This window comes from Alkaliphilus serpentinus (assembly GCF_009017255.1).
GTDB lineage: Bacteria > Bacillota > Clostridia > Peptostreptococcales > Natronincolaceae > Alkaliphilus_D > Alkaliphilus_D serpentinus.
Genome location: NZ_WBZB01000039.1, coordinates 59,342 through 79,527, shown reverse-complemented (window position 1 = coordinate 79,527; position 20,186 = coordinate 59,342). Strand labels below are relative to the sequence as shown.

The window sequence follows — 20,186 nt, the reverse complement described above, 5'->3', positions numbered from 1 at the left end:
GGTTAAACCCCATGACCTAATCTTTCATACCGGGAGATGGTTATATGAGAATTATATTAATGGGTCCCCCTGGAGCCGGTAAAGGTACTCAAGCGGTGGCCATTTCAGAACATTTCAACATACCCCATATATCTACAGGAGATATATTCCGGTACAATATAAAAGAAGGAACTGAGCTAGGAAAGAAGGCAAAGTCCTTTATGGACCAGGGACTATTGGTGCCCGATGAAATCGTAGTAGCAATAGTTGAAGATCGTTTAAAGAAGGATGATTGCCTTAACGGCTTTTTACTGGATGGATTTCCAAGAACAGTACCCCAGGCAGAGGCTTTAGATATTGCTTTAAAGAATATGTCTATGGAGTTAGATCGAGTAATCAACATTGAGGTAGATAAGGAAATATTAATTGATCGGGCTGTCGGAAGAAGGATTTGCAAAGAGTGTGGGGCAACCTACCATATAAGCTATAATCCTTCAGCCAAAGGTGATATCTGTGAAAAATGTGGTGGATCCTTGTATCAAAGGGATGATGACAATGAAGCAACAGTCACTAGACGAATTGAAGTATATTTGAAGGAAACATTACCCTTGATAGAGTATTACCAAAACAAAAACAAACTCACCGTAATCGATGGTCAGCAGGATATAGACAAGGTCTTTAGGGATGTTGTTGGAGTCCTAAGGGGAGACCTGTAATGATTTATTTAAAATCTCAACAGGAAATACAAATCATGCGAGAAGCTGGCTTAATAGTTGCTGAAACTCATGAATTGCTGAAAAGTGCCATTAAACCAGGGATTACAACAAAGGAACTAGATGAAATTGCTGAAGCCTATATTCTAAAAAGGGGTGCCATCCCAGCCTTCAAGGGCTATGGCGGTTTCCCCGCAAACATTTGTACATCAATCAATCACCAAGTGGTTCATGGGATACCAGGATTAAAAACATTGGAAGATGGCGATATTATTAGTATAGATATTGGTGTACTCTTAAAGGGCTACTATGGGGATGCAGCAAAAACCCATGCCGTTGGAAATATAAGCCCTAGGGCACAACAATTAATCGATGTTACTAGAGAAAGCTTTTATCAAGGCATCAAATTTGCAAGAGAAGGCTATCGATTATCTGATATCTCTCATGCTATTCAGGCATATGTAGAGGAACGTGGATTTTCTGTTGTTAGAAACTATGTTGGACATGGCATCGGCACAAAAATGCACGAAGAACCTCAAATACCAAACTATGGCCCTCCAGGTAAGGGTCCTAGATTAAAGGAAGGTATGGTCTTAGCCATAGAACCGATGATAAACATGGGAACCTATGATGTGAGGGTATTAACAGATGGATGGACAGTAGTAACCCAAGATGGAGAGTATTCTGCCCATTATGAACATACAGTTACAGTTACCAAAGAAGAGCCTGTGATTCTTACATCAGTATAATTCAGGTAAATGAGGTGACAATGTGGAAATTGGTGATTTTAGTATAGGTCAAGTAGTTCGCTCGATTAAAGGCAGAGATCAGGATAAAGTCTTCGTAGTAGTTGGCATAGTAGATGATCAGCACCTACTTATTGCCGATGGGGATCTTAGAAGAATAGAAAGTCCTAAGAAAAAGAAAATCAAGCACCTGGCAAAATTTAATATCATTTCCCATGAGATCAGACAACGTATCGTGGGACAGGTGAAGATTAACAATGCCTTTATACGTAGAGAGCTAGAGAGATTGGGAGTAAGGTCCCGGGATTAAGGAGGTTTGATTGCCATATGTCAAAGCAGGATGTTATTGAGGTAGAGGGAACCGTTAAGGAGGCCCTACCCAATGCTATGTTTATAGTACAGCTTGAAAATGGGCATGAAATCTTAGCACATATATCAGGCAAGTTACGAATGAATTTCATCAGAATATTACCAGGAGATAAGGTTACCGTTGAGCTATCTCCATACGATTTAACCCGTGGTAGAATAACCTGGAGAAAGAAGTAGTTGAGGAGGGAAAATCAATGAAAGTAAGACCATCTGTAAAGCCTATTTGCGAAAAATGTAAAATTATTAAGCGAAAAGGTAGGGTAATGATCATTTGTGAAAACCCAAAGCATAAGCAAAAACAAGGATAAAATCCTAAATACCACTAGAAATCTTAAAGGTATAGTGATATAATATAATATTGTGATAATTAGTTTATGGTGCGGCTGATCAGATATACTGATTCCATAAATTAATGTAAATAAATACTATTTTAATAGTGTAAAAAAGTTGTTTTAATAACGATGTAAAGTGAATTTAGGAGGTGTAAAGCTATATGGCCAGAATTGCTGGTGTAGACTTACCAAGGGACAAAAGAGTAGAAATTGGTTTGACTTATATATTTGGTATAGGAAGAAAAACATCAAATGATATCTTAGCTGCTGCCGGAATTAATCCTGATACAAGAATCAAGGACTTAACAGAAGAGGAAATCAATAATCTTAGAAAGGTTATTGACGCTAAATATCAAGTTGAAGGTGACTTAAGAAGAGAAGTAGCTTTAAATATTAAGCGATTAAAGGAAATTAGATGCTATAGAGGAATCAGACATATCAAAGGCTTACCTGTTAGAGGACAAAAAACCAAGACGAATGCTAGAACACGTAAGGGTCCAAAGAAAACAGTTGGTCGTAAGAAGAAAAAATAATGGGTAAGGAGGGATTTAAAAGATGGCAAAAGTAGCAAAGAAGAAAACCGTTCGTAGAAGAAAAGAACGTAAGAATATAGAGCGTGGTCAAGCCCATATTCAATCAACCTTCAATAATTCAATAATCACATTAACTGACATGCAAGGTAATACTATTGCGTGGGCCAGCGCCGGTCAACTGGGCTTTAAAGGCTCCAGGAAATCTACTCCTTTTGCTGCCCAAATGGCTGCAGAAACAGCTGCTAAATCAGCAATGGAGCATGGCTTAAAAACTGTTGAGGTATTTGTAAAGGGTCCAGGGGCAGGAAGAGAAGCTGCAATTAGATCTTTACAAGCAACTGGATTAGAAGTAAGTTCAATTAAGGACGTTACTCCAATACCCCATAACGGTTGTAGACCACCAAAGCGCAGAAGAGTTTAATTAGGATTAGGAGGTGTAATAAATGGCTAGATATACAGAAGCGGTATGTAGATTATGTCGTCGTGAAGGCATGAAGCTTTATTTAAAGGGCGATAGATGCTATACAGATAAATGTGCAATAACTAAGAGAAATGTACCACCAGGACAGCACGGCTTAAGCCGTAAAAAGCTATCCAACTATGGAACTCAGCTTAGAGAAAAGCAAAAAGCAAAGAGATTCTATGGTGTACTAGAAACCCAATTTAGAAAGTACTTTGAAATGGCTGATAGACAACAGGGAATAACAGGAGATAATCTTCTAAGAATATTAGAATCCCGTTTAGACAATGTTGTTTATAGATTGGGACTTGGAAGCTCTAGAGCAGAAGCTCGTCAGCTAGTTGTTCATGGACACTTTACAGTAAACGGTAAAAAAGTAGATATACCTTCTTACCTAGTTAGTGTAGGAGATACCATAGCAGTTAGAGAAAAGTCTAGAAGCTCAGAGAAGTTCAAGGCCTTAGCAGAGACCTTCAATGGTACAGTACCAAACTGGTTAACTGTTGATATAGAAAAATTAGAGGGAAAAATTGTTTCACTGCCTTCAAGAGAAGATATAGACCTACCAATTGCAGAAAATCTAATCGTAGAGTTATATTCTAGATAACATCAATTGGAATCAGTTACCCTCGTTATAATAGCGAATAGAATTAAAGGAGGGTTTATAGTATATGATAGAAATGGAAAAGCCTAGAGTGGAAGTAGTTGAAATAAGTGAGGACAATACCTATGGGAAGTTTGTAGTGGAGCCCTTAGAAAGGGGATACGGTACAACCTTAGGAAATTCCCTAAGAAGAATTATGTTATCCTCCCTTCCAGGAGCAGCTGTAACCTCCGTTAAGATAGACGGAGTCCTACATGAGTTTTCAACAATTCCAGGAGTAAAGGAAGACGTTACAGAAATCATTTTAAACCTAAAGGATCTATCTATAAAGCTTCATGGCAATGAACCCAAAACAGTTCGCATTGAGGCAGAGGGAGAAGGAGCCATTACCGCCGGTGACATTATTGCCGATGCTGATGTTGAAATCTTGAATCCTGACTTATATATAGCAACCATAGATAGCGATGCAAGATTTAATATGGAGATATATATCACAAATGGTCGGGGTTACGTTTCTGCTGAAAACAACAAGCTGTCTGGTATGCCTATCGGTATCATTCCAGTAGACTCTATATTTACACCAGTGAAGAAGGTTAGCTATGCTGTTGAAAATACTAGAGTTGGTCAAGTAACTGACTATGATAAACTTGTTATTGAAGTCTTTACTGATGGAAGTATAAAGCCTGATGAAGCGATTTCTTTAGCAGCTAAAATTATGAATGAGCATTTAAATCTCTTCATAACATTGACAGAGCATGTTAATGATGTAGAAATAATGGTTCAAAAGGAAGAGGACAAGAAGGAAAAGGTCCTAGAAATGACCATCGAGGAATTGGATCTATCCGTAAGGTCTTATAACTGCTTAAAGAGGGCAGGAATTAATACTGTAGAAGAGCTTACCCTAAAATCTGAAGAAGATATGATGAAGGTAAGAAACCTTGGAAAGAAATCTCTTGAAGAGGTGCAAAAGAAGCTGGCTGAACTTGGCTTAGGCTTAAGACCCAGTGAGGAGTAATTAAAGAAGGTAAGGAGGGATCGACATGGTGTATCGTAAGTTAGGTCGGGATTCTGCACATAGAAACTTAATGTTAAGAAACCTTGTAACCAGCCTAATTAAGCATGGTAGAATAGAAACAACAGAAGCAAGAGCTAAGGAAACCAGAAAGTTTGCTGAGAAAATGATCACCCTCGCAAAAAGAGGCGACCTTCATGCAAGAAGACAAGTACTTTCTTACATGACTGACGAAACTGTTGTTAAAAATCTTTTTGATGAAATAGCACCTAAATATAAAGAAACAAACGGCGGCTATACCCGTATCATGAAGCTTGGTCCTCGTAGAGGAGACGCAGCTGAAGTTGTAATAATTGAACTAGTTTAAATAGATGGGAGGGATTAAGTGTTGTGCTTAGTCCCTGTTTTATTGTTTAATGTAAATCCAAGACAATACAGCCCTTTTATCCTATTCCAGTTTACTTAATACTTCAGAAGTCACACCCTAACTCCTAAAGCTTATTTGAGGATCTAGGAGGGGTTTTCTCTGTTCTTACTCCTATTGGAGGAAGAATTTTCTCCCTTATACTATGACAAGTACTCAAATCTTTAGTATAATAAATGTATTAATTCAATTTCATTTTGTGATACTGTTAGTATAAATCTTGTTAATCTGATGGAATTAAAATGAAAGATCTGGTGATTATGATGGAGCATTATTACACAAGTAAATCTGCTACTGAAAAAGTAATTCAAAATATCGAGTATCACGTTAAAGGTACAAAACTAACCTTTCTAACAAGCAATGCAGTTTTCTCTAAGAGTCAAATTGATTTCGGTTCCAGGCATCTGATTGAATGGTTTTTAGAAAGTCATGAGGACATTTCAGGTGGATTACTAGATATAGGCTGTGGATATGGACCCATTGGGATAACACTAGCGAAATTTTTCCCAGATATACAGATTACAATGGCAGATATTAATGAAAGAGCCCTTGAATTATCAGAAGAGAATGTAAAGATCAATAAAATTAAAAACAAAGTTGAAATACTAAAATCTGATGGATTTGAGAAGATAACAGGCAAATTTAACTTTGTACTTACCAATCCACCTATACGAGCCGGTAAGGATATAGTTTTTTCCATCTATGAAGGCGCATCTAAGCACCTTACACCAGGCGGGAGTTTGTACTCTGTAATTCAAAAGAAACAAGGTGCTCCTAGCTCTATAAAAAAAATGGAGTCCATTTTCGGTAACTGTACAATTAAGAGTAAAAAAGCTGGGTATTATATATTGCAGGCCATTAAAGCGGAGCAATAGGGTAGTGAATAATGAATAACGAATAGTGAATAGTTAAAAGCAATGAAGAATTATGAATGAAGAGCTTTGTTGAACTGGAGAGAATGTTGGTAAAAGAATTATTAACTTAGCATATGACTTAATGGACCTTCTATTCTTAAATGGAATTTGGAAACAAATTGCTTCAATAATTCAACATTCAACATTTAACATCACTCATTACATTAAATTTATTGTATTTAAGAGGTGGTTTCTTATGGACAAAATGATACAAGTAGAAAATGTAACCTTTGAGTATACAAATAACGAAAAGCAGGTTATCGCCCTTAACAAGATCTCCTTTGAGGTTAAGAAGGGCGAATTTGTTGCTATAATTGGCCACAATGGTTCAGGGAAGTCCACCATGGCAAAGCATCTTAATGCTCTTCTACTGCCCTCAGAAGGGGACGTAAGGGTTCAGGGGATGAATACTAAGGAGGAAGAATATCTGTGGGATATTAGACAGGTTGCCGGCATGGTATTTCAAAACCCCGATAATCAGATCGTTGCTACGATAGTGGAGGAGGATGTAGCCTTTGGTCCCGAAAATCTAGGAGTAAAGCCTTCTGAAATTATAGAGCGGGTAAATAACTCTTTAAGCCAAGTGGATATGGAGGAATATCGCCACAAAGCACCTCATCTACTATCCGGAGGGCAAAAACAGCGGATAGCCATAGCCGGGGTTATTGCTATGAAACCCCATTGTATCATCCTAGATGAACCTACAGCTATGCTGGACCCTTCTGGTAGGCGAGAGGTTATGAAGACTATTAAAAAGCTTAATGAAGAGGAAGGGATTACAATCATCAATATTACCCATTTCATGGAGGAGGCTGTTGAGGCAGACCGAGTAATTGTTATGGAGGAGGGTAATATCGTTTTGGAGGGAACCCCTAGAGAGGTTTTTTCTCAAGTAGAGAAGCTAAAGGAATTAGGCTTGGACGTACCTCAGGTAACAGAGCTAACCCATCAGCTAAAAAGTGCTGGAATAGACCTGCCTGATGACATACTAACAGTGGATGAGATGGTGATGAACATATGTCGGTTAAAATAGAAAATCTGTTTCATATATATAATCCAGGTAGCCCCTTTGAAACCAAAGCCCTTGATGATATTAATCTAGAAATAAAGGCTGGTGAGTTTGTGGGCCTCATAGGCCATACTGGTTCAGGTAAGTCTACATTAACCCAACACCTTAATGGATTACTGAAGCCATCTAAAGGGAAAATTTACATAAATGGTGAGGATATAACCAGTAAGGATATTAAGCTAAGAGATATTAGAAAAAAGGTCGGTTTGGTTTTTCAGTATCCAGAGCACCAGCTTTTTGAAGAGACGGTTTACAAGGATATAGCCTTTGGTCCCATAAATTTGGGCCTTAGTGAAGATGAAATAGCAGCTAGGATTAGAGAGGCTATGGACCTTGTGAAGCTACCCTTTGAAGAACTGAAGGATCGATCTCCCTTTGAATTAAGTGGTGGACAAAAGCGGAGGGTGGCGATAGCAGGAGTTTTAGCCATGAAGCCTGAAGTTTTAATACTGGATGAACCAACTGCTGGCTTGGATCCACGGGGAAGGGATGAAATCCTGGAGCAAATTAAAAGCCTTCACCAAAAGGTTCAAAACACTGTTATCCTTGTATCTCATAGTATGGAGGATATTGCACGACTGGTAGATCGTATAATCGTTATGCATAAGGGGAAAATAGCCCTTACAGGCACCTCTAGAGAGGTGTTTAAAGAGGTTGAAACCTTGGAGTCTATAGGTTTGGGTATACCCCAAATTACCTATTTAATGAAGATGCTTAAAGAAAACAATATACAGCTTCGAGAGGATATTCTAACAATTGAAGAAGCAAAAGAAGAAATTATGAAATGGTTAAGAGGTAGAAAAAATGCTTAAAGATATAACCATAGGTCAATATTACCCAACAGGTTCATATATTCATCAATTGGATCCACGAGCAAAAATACTAGCCACCTTTGCTTATATTGTTGGTTTGTTCATAGTAGATAATTTTTTCACCTATGGACTACTGGCACTATTTGTTTTGGCATGCATTCATATATCCAAAATTCCAATTAAATACATGTTAAAAGGCCTAAAGCCCCTTAGAGTTATTATAATTATTACTTTTATTATTAATATTTTTATGACCAGTGGGGAAACTCTATTTAGTATTGGACCCTTAAATGTGACAATAGAAGGCCTATATCAAGGAACCTTTATGGCTTTAAGGCTTATGTTTCTAGTAGTTGGGACCTCAATGCTAACCCTCACCACATCCCCCATCATCCTAACAGATGGTATAGAAAACTTGCTTAAGCCCTTTAAAAAGATCGGTGTCCCAGCCCATGAGCTGGCCATGATGATGACCATAGCATTAAGGTTTATACCAACCCTATTGGAGGAAACCGATAAGATTATGAAGGCACAAATGGCAAGGGGTGCTGATTTTGAAAGTGGCAATATTATCAACAGGGCAAAGAGCCTAGTTCCTTTATTGGTTCCATTGTTTATTAGTGCCTTTAGAAGGGCTGACGAGCTGGCCATGGCTATGGAGGCAAGGTGCTATAGGGGAGACACCAACAGAACGAGGATGAAGCAGATGATTATGACTGGTAGGGACTATAAGGCCTTATCCATAATGACTTTACTTATGGCTATGTTAGTATATATTAGAGTTTCTTTTTAAGTTCTATTGTTAGACGACGGGAATGATATTATGAGGAACGTAAAGATTATAATAGAATATGATGGCACTAATTTCTCGGGGTGGCAACAGCAGCCTAATGGAAGAACGGTACAAGAGGAGGTTGTTAAAGCATTAAGGAAGGTGACTGGAGAGGATATCAAGGTTAATGGCTCCGGTAGAACCGACGCTGGGGTTCATGCGAAGGGTCAGGTGGCCAACTTTTTAACAGAATCCTCTATCCCTACTCCTCGTATACCCTTGGCCCTAAATAGTCTATTACCAGAGGATATCAGCATATTAGAAGCCACTGATGTGGCCGATGACTTCCATTCTCGATATAGCGTAATCGGAAAGCGTTATTATTATCAAGTTCTCCACGGATGTAATCGAAGGCCCCTTTTAAGGAATTATAGTTATCATATATCAAAGGGGTTAGATTTGAAGCTAATGAAGGAAGCATCGCAGCTATTTATTGGAGAACATGATTTTAAGGCCTTTATGTCCAGTGGTAGTAGTGTGACGAATACAGTAAGAAAAATCAATAAAATTGATTTTATTGAAGATCATAATCTTGTAAAGATGATCTTTAGTGGGAATGGATTTTTGTATAATATGGTTAGAATAATGGTAGGAACCTTGATAGAGGTAGGTTTAAATAAGAGACCCCTAGAAGGAATTGTTGAGGCCCTAGAAACTGGAGATAGAAACTTGGCAGGACCAACAGCTCCACCCCAAGGTTTATATCTCGATAAAGTATTTTACCCCTTGACACGCTAGGCCCATTGTATTACAATTATAGAGCGTGTAAAAAAGGATCCACTAGCCCCGGATCTTACGTATAGATGTTAATGAAATTAATCGATTAGTATAAGGAGGGAAAACGATGAAGACATTCATGGCGAAGACCAATGAAGTAGACAGAAAATGGTACGTTGTAGATGCTGAAGGTAAAACCTTAGGTCGTCTAGCATCGGAAGTAGCAAAGATTTTAAGAGGGAAGCATAAGCCTGAATATACTCCACATGTGGATATGGGTGACTTTGTTATCATCGTAAATGTAGAAAAAGTACACCTAACAGGTAAAAAATTAGATCAATCAATGTATACTTATCATACAGGCCATCCAGGTGGATTGAGACAAATTCCTTTTAGAAGAATGATTCAAGAAAAGCCAGAGAAGCTAATTCATAATACAATTAGAGGAATGCTTCCAAAAACTAGATTAGGTAGACAAATGATTAAGAAGCTTAAGGTTTATTCAGGACCTACCCATAATCATGAAGCTCAAAAACCAGAATCATTAGAATTCTAAAAAATTTGAAGGGAGGAATTTTATCATGGCTAAGTTAGCATATTACGGTACAGGTAGAAGAAAGAAATCAATAGCTAGAGTTAGACTTGTTCCAGGCGATGGAAACATTACTATAAATAAAAGAGATATCGAAGAGTATTTTAATTATGAAACTCTAAGAAGAGAAGTTAAGCTTCCATTAATTTTAACAGAAACATTAAGTAAGTTTGATGTGATAGCTACTGTAAACGGTGGAGGATTCACAGGTCAAGCAGGAGCTTTAAGACATGGTATTGCAAGAGCTCTAGTTAAATCTGACGATGCTTTAAGAACACCAATCAAAAAAGCAGGCTTTTTAACAAGAGATGCAAGAATGAAGGAAAGAAAGAAGTATGGATTAAAGGCTGCAAGACGTGCGCCTCAGTTCTCAAAGAGATAGATATCTGTCAACTCACAAGCAAGTTGGCTTACAATTACAAAGATTGCTGGAAACAGTATCAAAGCGCCAGAGGAAAATTCCTCTGGCGTTTTTTATTAATAGATATTGATTCCTTTAAACCATTTAAGCTCCGGAGCCATTTGATTGGATAAAAATTTAAAATATTGATATTTGTAGCAATATATGGTAATGTATATATTGTAGGTACTAGGTACATAGACCTACAAAAATTTCATACTTGTATATTGTAATAAAGGCAAAATCACCGAAAGGTGATGACGCAAAGCCACGAATCTAAGTCTTTCAGATATGATAGTCGGGTTGCCAATTTTATTGTTTTTTTTGGGCAACCTATGGTTGCTTTTTGTTGTTATAAGGCCTAGTTATGAGTTGTTGATTAAAGTATAAAGGAGAGTTAATATGTTTGATAAGCCGAAAGTGCTTTTAGTTGATGAAGAAATACATATTATAAAATCCCTCATGAAGCTATTTGACTTAAAGGAGTACCAAGTAGATTATGCAACTGACTTAAATGAAGCCCTTAATACCCTATCAGCAGATGATTACGATATTGTTGTTGTAGATGAAAAAATAGGATGCATGCAGGTATTAAGCCATATAAAAGATCAATCACCTCAAACCGTTAGAATCCTTATGACTAGCTATAAGGATTTTGAAAGAAACGTAGCCTACCTTAATGATGGAAGTATCTATAATTATATTGTAAAGCCATGGTTCAACCCACATGTAAAGTTACTTATTCAAAAGGCTATAGCATTTAGAAAAGAAAATCAAATTAAGAAAATTGTTGAAGAAAGCATATTGGCAACCTTTAAGGATTGGCAGGAGTGCTTGAATAAAATTGAGATGATAGCACACCAATCATACTATAATGTAATAGATATGTTGTGTAAGATTATTTATATTAAAAATGAGAAGCTTTCTAACCATAGTGTTAGTGTAGCTAGTTATACTGAAAAGCTGGCTGAGGAGTTTGAGTTAAGTAAAGATAGAAGGATAGATTTAAAACATGCTTCTCTATTGCATGATATAGGAAAAATTGCTATTCGCGACTCAATATTACAAAAGAATGGATTCTATATAGAAGAATACCACGATATTAAAAAGCACCCTGAGTTAGGTGCAAATTTAGTAAGACAGCTTAGTAATCTTGAAAGGGTTGCATTAATCATAGAACAGCATCATGAAAGAGTTGACGGGAAGGGTTATCCTATGGGCCTACATTCAAGCCAAATTTCTTTAGAAGCTAAGATATTTGCTGTTTGTAATACCTTTGATATGTTAACAGCTGAAAGTAGTTACATGATTGGCTTTGATAGCAATAAAGCCCTTAGTATTATTAAGAAGGACATAGGTTCTATTTATGATGAAGAGGTAGTAAAGAAATTTGTCCACTTAATCAAAGAAAAAGACTGACAGATCAGTCTTTTTTTTTGCTTTTTTAGCTTTCTATTTCCCCTTATTAAAATCATTATCTTCATTTTTCCCGGGAAATATATCGAATTCTAAAACTATTTGTCTATCCTATCGAAAGATTTTTCGGGGCCTCTCTTTATATATCGCTTAAAGTATTCATAAAGGTATCAATATCCTTTGATAAAGAATTAACCTTACTGTGTAAATAGTCTAATTCCTTAGAAAGTACAACATCCTTGGATTTACTATTATTATCATCAACTAAGAGAAGCTCCAAAGCCGATAAGTATTCTAAGGTCTTTTGATTATTATTTTTTAGTAATTCAATTTGATTTTCTATAGCTTTCATATCTTTTTGGTTTACCATATTAACCTTCCCTTCTTTATTATGCTATTGATATTATTCCCTGATGTTATATTTAAATTCCTCCTAATAAAACCTAATTAAATAAATAATTTAGGAAGTATCAGAGGGTTTCTGACATATAAATATAAATAAGGGTAAAAAGCCTAGGGGAGGTTTGATAATTGACTTTTATTATAATTAAAAAACAATGGTTTTTTTTAGCGCTTTTTTTGATTGCAATAGTTATGGGTATTCTATTGTTCTTTGCCTTTCATAGGAGGGCAATAGAAACCAGCCTACCATCTACAACTAGAGTTGTTGTAATTGACCCTGGCCATGGGGGTATTGATCCTGGTGCCGTGGGTGGTAATGGTATACTAGAGAAAAATATCAATCTATCTATAGCTTTGTATCTGAGGGAATATCTTGAAAAGAGGGGTTCAGTGGTTATAATGACAAGGGATGAGGATATTGGATTGTACTCTCAGTCTGGCACCATTAGAAATAAAAAAAATGAAGACCTAAGAAACAGAAAGACGATTGTTAAGAATAGTAAAGGAGATTTATTTGTCTCAATACATCTTAACAGCTTTGGACAATCAAGATATTATGGTGCTCAAACCTTTTATCCTGCTGATAATCCTCCAGGAAAAGAGCTTGCCAAGATCATGCAGGAGGAGTTGGTTAACACCCTTGATAAGAATAATCAAAGAGTTCCCTTATCAAATTCAAGTATATACTTAATAAAAGGATTGGAAATACCCACCGTTCTTGTAGAATGTGGATTTCTTTCCAATCCTAATGAAAAACTGAAACTCAATAATAGTGAATATCAAAAAAAGGTTGCATGGGCAATCTATATTGCCATACAAAGATACTTCTTAGAAACAGAGTAGCTGTGGATAATAAATGTGGATAATGTGATTAACTCATGTAAATAAGTTAATTAAACATTTATTTTCCACATTTTTTTAGTATAAGTATTTCATTTTTTCATCTAAAATGTGGATAACTTATAACGTCTTACCAGGTATAAAGATATCGATAATTCCAATAACAAGGGCACCAAGTAAAGCCCCTATTGCTGTAACCCTCATTTCTGGCACAAGAAACTGAGTTCCATAGATTACTGCAGCAGCTACTATAAAGCCTGTAAGTCCTCTTCCAAAGGGAGATGCATCAAACTTGGCGAATCTATTAATCAAGTAATCTACAACAGATATAACCAATGCAGCAATTAAAACACTCCAAAGACCCCCTATAGAAAAACCCGGAGTTAAGAATGCTGCAATTGCTATTACAACGGATGAAACAATGAATCTTAGAATTAAACCCAGCCAGCTTCCAGAAGCCTCTGTTCTATTATCTCTTCTTTCATTTGACATATACAAAACTCCTTTCTGATATATTAGTATTAGCATTAACAGAATAGCTTATTTTATTCTGAAATGTAAATTATGGGAAGGTTTAAGAGTCATGTATACTTTTTTAGGAGGGGATTGTTTAATATGCCGAAAAAGTTATTTGTCCTTTCATTATCCAAAAGGATTTTTACCTATATACTACTGGCATTTTTATTTATACTTATATTATTCTTTTATAGGGCAAAATTTATTTAAAATCAAAAGACCAGTATCGTAGGTATGGGATTATCCTCAGATACTAGTCTTTTAATAATGTAGATTATATAAGTCTATTACTCTTGTGGCATTTTTCCTTTATTGACGGTCTTCAACTGAGTATCTTTTAAGGTAGTAGTTATAAACCTCATCAAAGCTAAATCCAAGGGCTTCGCCTAAATGAACAAAGCGGGCAAATAGCTCGATGTAGTTGGTAAGAGAGGCCATATAATTGCCACTTTGTATATTTATTCTTACAGCAGAGATTGTATCCAAAATTATAGAAAATATCTTTATTAAGCTTTCTTCCTTATCAACAGATAAAATTGCATCTAAGTTAATGATGTTAAAACTATGGACATTTCCTATGGACAATAGAAACTTCAGAGCATCCAAGTAGCGGGCAAACAATTTGTCCTTTGATATATCCTCCTTTAGTGTTGAGTACTTATAGCACTTTGTTAAGTTGGCTATTTCACAGGTTTTAACCTGTAGGGCTAAAAATCTTAAATCCAAGGTATTATCGCTACCATGTAGATCTTCAGGAATGTCTGTTAAAAGCTTTATTCTATTTTCAATAATATCTTGCACCTTAAATAATTGATGTAACTCCATATGATAACCTCCTCTAAAATATAACCAGGTACTAATACTAGATAATATTATTATACTAAATATCTAGCAAATGTATATATATAAAATATACAATATTCAAATTAATATATAAAAATTATTTTGAAATAGTTTTAAAATGTGATATTTATCAAAAAAACCAGTGATTCAAATCACAGAGGATTAGTATTTTTGATGTTAATATAGTTCTAGACTAATTAATTGAAAGGATTGATCTAATGAACAAAATGTTTTGTCATCAATGTCAAGAAGCAGCAAAAAACACTGGCTGTACTAAAATAGGTATATGTGGTAAGTCCAGCGATGTTTCAAATCTACAAGACCTGTTAATTTACTTATTGCGAGGTCTATCAGCCTATAATAAAGAAGCAAGAGCTCTAAAACTTGATACAAATGAAGTAGATCAGTTTATTACAGAAGGTTTATTTACAACTATAACAAATGCCAACTTTGATAAGTTTGGATTTATAAAAAGAATTAATAAAACACTAGAACTTAGAAATAAGGTTAAAGAAGAGGTTGTTAAAGCCGGAGGAAATATCACGGGTATTACCCATGATGCAGCCCATTGGATTGGTACTGAAGAAACCTTTGAAGAAAAAGCAAGAATGGTAGGCTTCGATCATATTGAAAATGAAGATGTACGTTCCCTTATAAGTTTAGCCATCTTTGGACTTAAAGGTTTAGCGGCCTATACAGAGCATGCCTTTAACCTCGGCTATGAAGAAGATGAAATCTATAGCTTTATGCAAGAAGCATTGGTGGCCACCCTGGATACCAGCAAATCTGCAGAAGAACTGGTAGCTCTTAATATGAAACTTGGTGAAATAGGGGTTAAGGCAATGGCTTTGTTAGATAAGGCCAATACAACCAGCTACGGACACCCCGAAATCACAAAGGTAAATATAGGAGTAAGAAGCAATCCTGCTATACTAATCAGCGGTCATGATTTAAAGGATATGGAAGAACTATTAAAGCAAACAGAAGGCAGTGGAGTGGATGTTTATACCCATAGTGAAATGCTACCAGCAAATTACTATCCCGCCTTCAAGAAATATGACCACTTTGTTGGTAATTACGGAAATGCATGGTGGAAGCAAGATCAAGAGTTTGAAAGTTTCAATGGACCTATATTAATGACTACCAATTGCTTAGTTCCACCAAAGGATTCTTATAAAGATAGGGTTTACGTAACTGGAGCAGTTGGTTTTACAGGCTTAAAGGAAATTCCTTTGAGGGCTGACGGTACTAAAGACTTCTCAGAAATTATTCAGCAGGCTAAAAAGTGTCAAGCACCTATTGAAATTGAAAAGGGTGAAATCATTGGGGGCTTTGCCCACAATACTGTATTAAGCTTGGCGGATAAAGTGGTAGATGCAGTTAAATCAGGAGCAATTAAGCAGTTCTTTGTAATGGCAGGGTGCGATGGTAGAATGAAGAGCAGAGACTACTATACAGAGTTTGCGCAAGCACTACCTAAGGATACAGTGATATTAACAGCAGGCTGTGCAAAGTATAAGTATAATAAGCTAAGCCTAGGTGATATTGGAGGAATTCCAAGGGTTCTAGATGCAGGCCAATGTAATGACTCTTATTCATTAGCAGTTATTGCATTAAAGCTGAAGGAAGTATTCCAACTAAACGATATCAACGACCTGCCTATTTCTTATAATATTGCATGGTATGAGCAAAAAGCAGTAATTGTTTTACTTGCATTACTATATTTAGGAGTTAAGAATATCCATTTAGGACCAACCTTACCGGCCTTCTTATCACCAAACGTGGCAAAGGTCTTAGTAGAAAACTTTGGTATAGGCGGAATTACTAATGTAGAAGACGATATCAATATGTTTATGGCTCAATAATAACACATGCTTTAAAAGGCTATCCAGAAATGGGTAGCTTTTTTTGTATGGATTTACATATCTGATGGGAATACTATAAAAAATTAAAATTTGAAAATTGAAAATGGAAAATTAAACAAACAGCATAAGAACAAAAATGGAAAACAGAATGGGAATAAGTGATATAAAGATTGAAAATTGAAAATAAGTAGATGTCTAAATTGCTAATTTCAGTTAGTGACTAAGCTGGCAATTCTTACAAAATATTAATTTATGGTATGTATTTAGATTAAAAGGAGGTTAAAGAAATCAATGAATATAAATATTGATGGCACACAAAACACCAATACTGAAGCTGGCAAAATCCCCTATATAGAGGATCCTAGCCTTCATATGATGAATAGAGTTCAGGAAGAATTTTTCTTTGATATCCATCATTCAGTAGACTTTCAAATGGGAATCACCAAACTAAATGAAAATCACAATTCAACTGCAGATGAGGATATAAGCAGTCTAGGATACTCTGAAATATTTACAGAATATCCTAATGCTTTTCCTTTGTAAAACCAAGAGAAAAAATACTCAAAGGGATATAGTAATTTCCTTTGAGCTTTTACTTATTTCTTTTCATTTGCAAATTTATCAACTATATTAAAGAATCATCATCCTCTGATCTTTGGGGATTTACTAATTCATCCTTTTTAAAGTCGATATATAGCGGACCCTCCTTAGTCATGGTGGCTAGAAAGACATCCTCAAGGCTTTTTACATTCTTAGCTACCAACTGGTTGTAAAGCCATGTAAAAGAGATATTGTTCTGCTTCAGATTAGCCTCTTGTAACCTCCCATCTCTGATAACCTCAAAGGATATTCCTCTGTCTTGGGTTGGTATATTTAAGTCTGTTGGAGTGATATTTTTATATTGAGACTTTTTTTGTACACTAAGCTTTCCATGGGGCTCTAGGATTGCAAATTCCACCTGGGAATAGTCAAATACATCCTTCTCTCTAAGCTGCATCATTAAGTCGTCCTGATTATATCTTACCTTACTCATATTATCCTCTAAAATTTTGCCATTTTGAACAACTATGATGGGTTCTCCTTCTATTAGCTTCCGTGCAGTAACATTTTTCATTGTTAGAAAACCTGTTAAATAAACCAGAGCAGCCATTATAATGGCGCTAACCAGTACATAGTAACCCTTAACCTCAGTGGCTACATAGGCCCCACCAATGGTCCCAAGGGTTATACCAGTTACAAAGTCAAAAAATGTTAACTGACCTAGAAGTTTTTTTCCAATGATTCTAGTTAGAGTAATTAATAAAATATATACAATGATAGGATGGTGTACTGCTTGATAAAGTTCTTTAAAATCTAGCATAAATAGGGTTACCTCCAGGTACTAAAGGTTTTTATTAGTTATCTCATTAAGGTCAGACTTTTATACCTTATACCTACAGAATAAAGCTGAAAATCCTTATAGTTTAGAAGGAAAAATTAGAAATATGTAGAAACTATAAATGTTTGTTCATATTATATTTGCATAAGGGGGATCATTGTGGTATCTACTAAAGCAATTAGATTCAATCTAAATATCCAACTAGAACCAGTTATACTTTTATTTCTTCTTATGAAGAGAAACTAAGATTAAGGAATGGTGAAATCCTTTGGGTGGAGCTTAAGGCCATACCATATTACCAACTTGGCGAAGATGCTGCTCTCATTATTATCTACGACATAAGTGAAAGAAAAAGAAGAGAAATCTTAGAAGAGAACCTACAAAGGCAAAAAAAGCTGTTGGAGGAATCGGAAGAATATGCTATGATGAAAACCGAGTACTTTAACAATTTAACCCATGAGTTAAGAACTCCCTAAAACTTAATATTTAGCATCAATCAGCTGCTGGAATTCCTATTCCACTGTCCTTTACTGATATCTAAAGAAATTACATAGAAGCCATTAATATTGAGTTTTCTGATATATATCATGTGAACAATATGAATTAGTGTTTAATAGAAGGAGAACCTGAAATGAAAATTGATAGATTTATAGTTGGTATGGATGAAACAAACGCCTACATTATTTATGATGAAGATACCCTAGAAGCTCTAGTAATCGACCCAGGAGATGATCAAAAAACCCTAACTAAGGGTATAAATAGAAACTCATTAAAGCCGATTGGAATCATAGTAACCCATTGTCATTTTGATCATATAGGAGGGGCAGAAGGCCTTAAGAAAATATTCAATATACCCATTATGGCTCATAAGAAAGAAGTAGAAGGATTAATGGATCCCCAGATAAATTACTCAGCCCAAATGAGAAGGGAAGATATTTCTTTAAAGGTAGATACCATGGTGACGGATGGTAGTATAATCAGGGTGGGAGGGTTGAAGCTAGAGGTGATTCATACCCCAGGTCATACCCCTGGAGGAATATGTCTTAAGGAAAGTAATAGCAATATCGTATTCACCGGCGACACTGTTTTTGAAGATGATTTGGGAAGGACAGATCTTACAGGAGGAAATGAAGAAGCTCTTAGGAAATCTATTATGAACAAGGTATCAAGATGGTCGGATACTACTGTAATTTATCCAGGACATGGTCAGTCTTCAACCATCGGGGATGTTCGGAGTAAAAATGTAAAATACTTTAAGTAGCCAGCTATAAAGAATATTTTCCTTTCCATTGGGTATAAAAAGAAATATAATGATATTGGAAAATTGATTAAAATGATATTTTTATTTAAGAACAGGTGCCATCTGAGTATTGACTAACATCATTAAGCTAGGGTATTTAGATATACTCTAGCTTTATTTGCTGATTCTTATAATAAAAGGTATCAAATATACCAACAATAAATTTATATACCAACATAAGTGTAAGGAGACTTTAAGAACTTTATGAGACTGAATAACTATATTAGCTCAACAGGTCTTTGCTCAAGAAGAGAAGCCGATAAGCTGATCATGGAGCAAAAAGTTAAAATAAACGGAAGGATAGCTGAGTTAGGTTCAATTGTAAATGAAGAGGATCAGGTTGAGGTGAGTGGGAAGCTGGTCATACCTCAAAAAAATGATATCTATATTGCCTTAAATAAACCTGTAGGAATAATCTCCACCACTGAGAGGCATATAAAAGATAATATCATAGATTATGTTAAGCATCCTAAACGAATATTTCCCATAGGAAGATTAGATAAAGATTCCGAAGGCTTAATATTACTAACCAATGATGGAAGCATTGTAAATGAAATATTGGCAGAAAGCAATAATCATGAAAAGGAATATATCGTAACAGTAAATAAGCCAATTACAGCATCATTTCTAGAAGCCATGTCAAAGGGAGTTAAAATCTTTAATCCTGTGAAGAAAAGCTATGCAATAACGAAAAAATGCAAGGTTATTAAGGTGAATGAGAGGACCTTTAGAATTATCCTTTCTCAGGGACTGAATCGACAAATCAGAAGAATGTGTAGTCAATTTGGCTATGAAGTTATAAAGTTAAAGAGGATACGGATTATGAATCTAACCCTTGGAGATTTGCCAACAGGAAAGTGGAGATATCTAACACCTGAGGAGATAAAGGATATCAAGCTTATGGCAAAAGGAGAGGGAAACTAAATTAAAGTTAGCTGATAGAATCGTATATTAGGAGGAAATATAGTGGATAGAAGGTACCTTGCTACTTTTATTATACTGGGGGTAATAGGTCTATGAGCAATATATAGAATATCTACAGGCTATATCATTAGAGGGAGCATCGATTTGGTTTTGGCTGTTATAATCATTGTTAGAGGTATTATAAAGATGAGAAG

The 20,186-nt window shown here is 35.7% G+C and carries 28 protein-coding genes and 1 riboswitch; of the genes, 24 read left to right on the top strand and 4 right to left on the bottom strand.

Features of this window, described 5'->3' with window-relative positions; translation table 11 throughout:
• Positions 1 to 44 precede the first annotated feature (44 nt).
• The 18 genes from F8153_RS11115 to F8153_RS11030 all read left to right on the top strand — a co-directional run bounded on the left by F8153_RS11115 (position 45) and on the right by F8153_RS11030 (position 11,927).
• Complete coding sequence (locus F8153_RS11115; RefSeq protein WP_151866425.1) at positions 45 to 695, top strand: adenylate kinase; 651 nt, start codon at positions 45 to 47, stop codon at positions 693 to 695.
• Complete coding sequence (map, locus tag F8153_RS11110) at positions 695 to 1,441, top strand: type I methionyl aminopeptidase (protein WP_151866424.1); 747 nt, start codon at positions 695 to 697, stop codon at positions 1,439 to 1,441. Before F8153_RS11115 ends, map begins: the two co-directional genes overlap by 1 nt.
• A 22-nt stretch (positions 1,442 to 1,463) precedes the next feature.
• Positions 1,464 to 1,748, top strand: a complete 285-nt coding sequence (locus F8153_RS11105) for a KOW domain-containing RNA-binding protein (protein ID WP_207707727.1) — start codon at positions 1,464 to 1,466, stop codon at positions 1,746 to 1,748.
• 17 nt (positions 1,749 to 1,765) lie between these two features.
• Entirely contained in the window at positions 1,766 to 1,984 is a 219-nt protein-coding gene (infA, locus tag F8153_RS11100) for a translation initiation factor IF-1 (protein WP_151866423.1), read from the top strand.
• 17 nt (positions 1,985 to 2,001) lie between these two features.
• Positions 2,002 to 2,115: a 50S ribosomal protein L36 gene (rpmJ, locus tag F8153_RS11095; RefSeq protein ID WP_069978764.1), complete on the top strand. Its 114-nt coding sequence runs from the start codon at positions 2,002 to 2,004 to the stop codon at positions 2,113 to 2,115.
• Positions 2,116 to 2,300: 185 nt separating this feature from the next.
• Positions 2,301 to 2,672: a 30S ribosomal protein S13 gene (gene rpsM / locus F8153_RS11090; protein WP_151866422.1), complete on the top strand. Its 372-nt coding sequence runs from the start codon at positions 2,301 to 2,303 to the stop codon at positions 2,670 to 2,672.
• 22 nt (positions 2,673 to 2,694) lie between these two features.
• On the top strand, positions 2,695 to 3,093 hold the full coding sequence (gene rpsK, locus F8153_RS11085; protein ID WP_151866421.1) for a 30S ribosomal protein S11: 399 nt from the start codon (positions 2,695 to 2,697) through the stop codon (positions 3,091 to 3,093).
• Between the two features lie 22 nt (positions 3,094 to 3,115).
• On the top strand, positions 3,116 to 3,739 hold the full coding sequence (gene rpsD, locus F8153_RS11080; RefSeq protein WP_151866420.1) for a 30S ribosomal protein S4: 624 nt from the start codon (positions 3,116 to 3,118) through the stop codon (positions 3,737 to 3,739).
• A gap of 64 nt (positions 3,740 to 3,803) precedes the next feature.
• Positions 3,804 to 4,751 (top strand): DNA-directed RNA polymerase subunit alpha, encoded by a 948-nt coding sequence (locus tag F8153_RS11075; protein ID WP_151866419.1) that lies wholly within the window; start codon positions 3,804 to 3,806, stop codon positions 4,749 to 4,751.
• 25 nt (positions 4,752 to 4,776) lie between these two features.
• The gene (rplQ, locus tag F8153_RS11070) at positions 4,777 to 5,115 is read left to right on the top strand and encodes a 50S ribosomal protein L17 (protein WP_151866418.1); all 339 of its coding nucleotides are present in this window, start codon (positions 4,777 to 4,779) and stop codon (positions 5,113 to 5,115) included.
• Between the two features lie 299 nt (positions 5,116 to 5,414).
• The gene (locus F8153_RS11065; protein ID WP_207707726.1) at positions 5,415 to 6,047 is read left to right on the top strand and encodes a class I SAM-dependent methyltransferase; all 633 of its coding nucleotides are present in this window, start codon (positions 5,415 to 5,417) and stop codon (positions 6,045 to 6,047) included.
• A gap of 235 nt (positions 6,048 to 6,282) precedes the next feature.
• Positions 6,283 to 7,119, top strand: a complete 837-nt coding sequence (locus F8153_RS11060; RefSeq protein ID WP_151866417.1) for an energy-coupling factor transporter ATPase — start codon at positions 6,283 to 6,285, stop codon at positions 7,117 to 7,119.
• Positions 7,104 to 7,967 (top strand): energy-coupling factor transporter ATPase, encoded by an 864-nt coding sequence (locus F8153_RS11055; RefSeq protein WP_151866416.1) that lies wholly within the window; start codon positions 7,104 to 7,106, stop codon positions 7,965 to 7,967. Before F8153_RS11060 ends, F8153_RS11055 begins: the two co-directional genes overlap by 16 nt.
• Positions 7,960 to 8,760 carry an energy-coupling factor transporter transmembrane component T family protein gene (locus tag F8153_RS11050; RefSeq protein ID WP_151866415.1) on the top strand — a complete coding sequence of 267 codons (801 nt, stop codon included), beginning with the start codon at positions 7,960 to 7,962 and terminating at the stop codon, positions 8,758 to 8,760. Before F8153_RS11055 ends, F8153_RS11050 begins: the two co-directional genes overlap by 8 nt.
• Before the next feature lie 30 nt (positions 8,761 to 8,790).
• On the top strand, positions 8,791 to 9,537 hold the full coding sequence (gene truA, locus F8153_RS11045) for a tRNA pseudouridine(38-40) synthase TruA (RefSeq protein ID WP_151866414.1): 747 nt from the start codon (positions 8,791 to 8,793) through the stop codon (positions 9,535 to 9,537).
• A gap of 106 nt (positions 9,538 to 9,643) precedes the next feature.
• Positions 9,644 to 10,072, top strand: a complete 429-nt coding sequence (rplM, locus tag F8153_RS11040; RefSeq protein ID WP_151866413.1) for a 50S ribosomal protein L13 — start codon at positions 9,644 to 9,646, stop codon at positions 10,070 to 10,072.
• Positions 10,073 to 10,097: 25 nt separating this feature from the next.
• The gene (gene rpsI, locus F8153_RS11035; RefSeq protein ID WP_151866412.1) at positions 10,098 to 10,490 is read left to right on the top strand and encodes a 30S ribosomal protein S9; all 393 of its coding nucleotides are present in this window, start codon (positions 10,098 to 10,100) and stop codon (positions 10,488 to 10,490) included.
• Positions 10,491 to 10,735: 245 nt separating this feature from the next.
• A riboswitch (cyclic di-GMP riboswitch) is annotated at positions 10,736 to 10,819 on the top strand.
• 91 nt (positions 10,820 to 10,910) lie between these two features.
• Complete coding sequence (locus tag F8153_RS11030; RefSeq protein ID WP_151866411.1) at positions 10,911 to 11,927, top strand: HD domain-containing phosphohydrolase; 1,017 nt, start codon at positions 10,911 to 10,913, stop codon at positions 11,925 to 11,927.
• 136 nt (positions 11,928 to 12,063) lie between these two features.
• Here the strand turns inward: F8153_RS11030 and F8153_RS11025 are convergent, their stop codons facing one another.
• Positions 12,064 to 12,294 (bottom strand): hypothetical protein, encoded by a 231-nt coding sequence (locus F8153_RS11025; RefSeq protein WP_151866410.1) that lies wholly within the window; start codon positions 12,292 to 12,294, stop codon positions 12,064 to 12,066.
• 161 nt (positions 12,295 to 12,455) lie between these two features.
• Here F8153_RS11025 and cwlD point away from each other — a divergent pair, with 161 nt between their 5' ends.
• Positions 12,456 to 13,169, top strand: a complete 714-nt coding sequence (cwlD, locus tag F8153_RS11020; protein ID WP_243136958.1) for an N-acetylmuramoyl-L-alanine amidase CwlD — start codon at positions 12,456 to 12,458, stop codon at positions 13,167 to 13,169.
• A gap of 117 nt (positions 13,170 to 13,286) precedes the next feature.
• Here cwlD and F8153_RS11015 read toward each other — a convergent pair whose 3' ends face one another.
• On the bottom strand, positions 13,287 to 13,658 hold the full coding sequence (locus tag F8153_RS11015; protein ID WP_151866409.1) for a phage holin family protein: 372 nt from the start codon (positions 13,656 to 13,658) through the stop codon (positions 13,287 to 13,289).
• Between the two features lie 333 nt (positions 13,659 to 13,991).
• Positions 13,992 to 14,507 (bottom strand): dUTP diphosphatase, encoded by a 516-nt coding sequence (locus F8153_RS11010; protein WP_151866408.1) that lies wholly within the window; start codon positions 14,505 to 14,507, stop codon positions 13,992 to 13,994.
• A 236-nt stretch (positions 14,508 to 14,743) separates the two neighbouring features.
• Here F8153_RS11010 and hcp point away from each other — a divergent pair, with 236 nt between their 5' ends.
• Positions 14,744 to 16,390, top strand: a complete 1,647-nt coding sequence (hcp, locus tag F8153_RS11005) for a hydroxylamine reductase (RefSeq protein ID WP_330577778.1) — start codon at positions 14,744 to 14,746, stop codon at positions 16,388 to 16,390.
• Between the two features lie 291 nt (positions 16,391 to 16,681).
• On the top strand, positions 16,682 to 16,933 hold the full coding sequence (locus tag F8153_RS11000; protein WP_151866407.1) for a hypothetical protein: 252 nt from the start codon (positions 16,682 to 16,684) through the stop codon (positions 16,931 to 16,933).
• Between the two features lie 82 nt (positions 16,934 to 17,015).
• On the opposite strand, the gene F8153_RS10995 is transcribed toward F8153_RS11000, so the two are convergent.
• Complete coding sequence (locus F8153_RS10995; RefSeq protein WP_151866406.1) at positions 17,016 to 17,750, bottom strand: YetF domain-containing protein; 735 nt, start codon at positions 17,748 to 17,750, stop codon at positions 17,016 to 17,018.
• Positions 17,751 to 17,950: 200 nt separating this feature from the next.
• Here F8153_RS10995 and F8153_RS10990 point away from each other — a divergent pair, with 200 nt between their 5' ends.
• The 3 genes from F8153_RS10990 (at position 17,951) to F8153_RS10980 (ending at position 19,992) form a co-directional block, all read left to right on the top strand.
• The gene (locus F8153_RS10990; protein ID WP_151866405.1) at positions 17,951 to 18,244 is read left to right on the top strand and encodes a PAS domain S-box protein; all 294 of its coding nucleotides are present in this window, start codon (positions 17,951 to 17,953) and stop codon (positions 18,242 to 18,244) included.
• Between the two features lie 155 nt (positions 18,245 to 18,399).
• Positions 18,400 to 19,029 carry an MBL fold metallo-hydrolase gene (locus F8153_RS10985; protein ID WP_151866404.1) on the top strand — a complete coding sequence of 210 codons (630 nt, stop codon included), beginning with the start codon at positions 18,400 to 18,402 and terminating at the stop codon, positions 19,027 to 19,029.
• 243 nt (positions 19,030 to 19,272) lie between these two features.
• Positions 19,273 to 19,992 carry a pseudouridine synthase gene (locus F8153_RS10980; RefSeq protein ID WP_151866403.1) on the top strand — a complete coding sequence of 240 codons (720 nt, stop codon included), beginning with the start codon at positions 19,273 to 19,275 and terminating at the stop codon, positions 19,990 to 19,992.
• The last annotated feature ends 194 nt before the right edge of the window (positions 19,993 to 20,186 follow it).